This window comes from Nocardioides sp. (assembly GCF_036401255.1).
Taxonomy (GTDB): domain Bacteria; phylum Actinomycetota; class Actinomycetes; order Propionibacteriales; family Nocardioidaceae; genus Nocardioides.
The window spans coordinates 1-2,444 of the sequence record NZ_DASWVI010000208.1 but is presented as its reverse complement, the minus strand read 5'-3'; the positions used below and the strand labels follow the sequence as shown (position 1 = coordinate 2,444).

The window sequence follows — 2,444 nt, the reverse complement described above, 5'->3', positions numbered from 1 at the left end:
GATGACCGAGTCGAGGTCGGTGTGGAACGCGCCGGTGGTACGCCGCAGCATCGCCAGCGAGATCGCCGCCCCGATGACCACGTAGCTCAGGAAGTACGGCACGTCCGCCCACGACACGTCGGGGTCGTTGCCGGTCCACGAGTAGATCAGCCAGACCAGGTCGCCGAGGGCGGAGAGCGTGAGCCCGGCGGTGAGCACGGCCGGGACCAGCCGGAGCTCGCGGGGCGTGCGCAGCGTGCCGATCAGGCCGACGAGCGGCCCCAGCCAGATGCCGAGGAGGTACGTCGTGTCACCGAGGGGTCCGCTGCCCTGGATCAGGTGCGCGACGGCAAGGAGGGCCGTCAGCCCCGACAGGGCGACGACCCACGGTGACAGGCGTCCGACCGGCACACTTCTCCTCTCTCTGCGAGGGTAACCGCCCGCGCGGACGGCGTCCTGGGATCCACCGTCCCGTGGTCCCGGGACCAAGGGCCCGCGACGTCGGTCAGGGAACGGTCGGCTCGGCGGCCAGCACGGGCTCGGAGACGGTGTCGGAGACGGTGCCGGCGGTCTCGGGTCGCCAGCCCGGCGGCCCGAACACGTAGCCGAGCTTGTCGCGCCAGCTGGGGGCGCGGCGGACGTCGCGGGCGATCGCGGCGTACTCGTGGACCTGCAGGCGCACGAGGTGGTGGGTGCCGACCGGCGTGGTGAGGCCGTACGTCGGGCGGTGCAGCTCGGGCTGGAAGGAGCCGAACAGCCGGTCCCAGAGGATGAGGATCCCGCCGTAGTTGCGGTCGAGGTACTCGGGGTCGCTGCCGTGGTGCACCCGGTGGTGCGAGGGCGTGTTGAGCACCAGCTCGACCGGCCGCCAGAGCCTGCCGACCCGCTCGGTGTGCACGAAGAACTGGTAGACGAGGCTGATCGAGAACCCGAGGAACACCAGCGCCGGCGGCACGCCCAGCAGGGGCAGCGGCAGCCAGAACACGATCTCCGCGGAGTTGTTCCACTTCTGGCGCAGCGCGGTGGCGAAGTTGAAGTACTCGCTGGAGTGGTGTGCCTGGTGGGTCGCCCACACGAGCCGCACCCGGTGGGCGACGCGGTGCGCCCAGTAGAAGAGGAAGTCGACCCCGAGGATCGCGATCGCCCACGTCCACCACGCGTCGACCGGCAGGTGCCAGGGCGCGACCCAGGCGAACAGCGCGGCGTAGAGCACCAGTGCCCCGGCCTTCCACAGGCTCATGGTCAGCACCGACACCAGGCCCATCGCGAGGCTCGTGAGGGCGTCGCGCCGCTCGTAGCCGCCGGGCAGCGGCAGCGCCCGGCCGTCAGCGGCCCGGCGCTCGCCGGCCGGTCGCTCGTCCTCGAGGAGGTACGCCGCCAGCCCCTCCAGGCCGACGAACAGCAGGAAGAACGGTGCCGCGAGCGCCACCGGGTCGTGCAAGGCGTCCGGGATCGCCTGCCAGAGGTCGCTCAGCACCTGCATGCCGGCCGACGATAGTGGAGGACGACTCGCTAGGGGAGGGATCTCAGGGCGTCGATCAGGGGCCGCGGGTCGGGAGCCGTGTCCGTCGCCTGCAGGATCACGGTGTCCGCGCCGGCGGCGGCAAGCGCCTCCACCCGGTCGGGCAGGCGCGACAGATCGGCCGGGTCGACCTCGGCGTACACCGCCACCTGCGCGTCGCCAACCAGGGCCCGGGCGTCGCGGACGGCCGCGGTGTCGGCGGCCGAGTCCAGCAGTACGCCGTCGGCGAGCTCGCCGGCCAGGGCGACCGTGCGTGGCCCCCGGCCCCCGACCAGCAGCCGCGGCGGCACGGCCGGGGGCCAGTCCAGCGCGACCGCGTCGAGCCGGACATAGCGGCCGGCGACGCTCACGGTCTCCCCGGCCAGCAGCGAACGGACGGCCGCGGTGTGCTCGCGCAGCAGGGTGAGGGGCGACTCGGCCCGCGCGCCGACCTGGGCCATCCAGTCCTGGACGCCGTGCCCGAGCGTGACCACGAGGCGGCCTGGGAACATCCGGGCCAGGGTCGCGATCTCCATCGCCGCCAGCGCCGGGTTGCGCAGCGGCACCGGCAGCAGCCCGACGCCGACCACCAGCCGCTCGGACCAGGCGAGCGCGGCGGCCGCGGTGGTGAGCCCGCCCTCGAGGAAGCAGTCCTCCCACAGCCACAGCTGCTCGACGCCGGCGTCCTCGGCGTGGGCGACGACGGCGCGCAGCTCCTCGGGCGGGGACTGCGGGCGGAACACGATGCCGGTCGAGATGCCGGTCGAGGGGCTCATGTCCTCACGTTCTCATGGCCGCTGCGCGGCCGCCGTGGGTCAGGTGCTGGTGGCCCAGCGGCCGAGGACGGTTTCGAGGGTGTTGGGGTTGACGGGTTTGGAGATGTAGTCGTCCATGCCGGCGGTCAGGCAGCGGTCGCGGTCTTCTTGGGTGGCGGAGGCGGTCATGGCGATGATGGGGGTGTGGT

4 protein-coding genes are annotated in these 2,444 nt (G+C 73.0%); all 4 read right to left on the bottom strand.

Annotation, left to right across the window (positions count from 1 at the left end):
• On the bottom strand, positions 1 to 390 hold a 390-nt coding region (locus tag VGD85_RS09825), incomplete at its 3' end, for a hypothetical protein (protein WP_331063272.1).
• 94 nt (positions 391 to 484) lie between these two features.
• Positions 485 to 1,462 carry a sterol desaturase family protein gene (locus VGD85_RS09820; RefSeq protein ID WP_331063271.1) on the bottom strand — a complete coding sequence of 326 codons (978 nt, stop codon included), beginning with the start codon at positions 1,460 to 1,462 and terminating at the stop codon, positions 485 to 487.
• Between the two features lie 29 nt (positions 1,463 to 1,491).
• Positions 1,492 to 2,256, bottom strand: coding sequence for an LLM class flavin-dependent oxidoreductase (locus VGD85_RS09815; RefSeq protein ID WP_331063270.1), 765 nt, complete (start codon positions 2,254 to 2,256; stop codon positions 1,492 to 1,494).
• Positions 2,257 to 2,295: 39 nt separating this feature from the next.
• A complete protein-coding gene (locus tag VGD85_RS23165; protein ID WP_414690790.1) occupies positions 2,296 to 2,430 on the bottom strand; it encodes a hypothetical protein in 135 nt (44 codons plus the stop codon).
• Positions 2,431 to 2,444 lie beyond the last annotated feature (14 nt).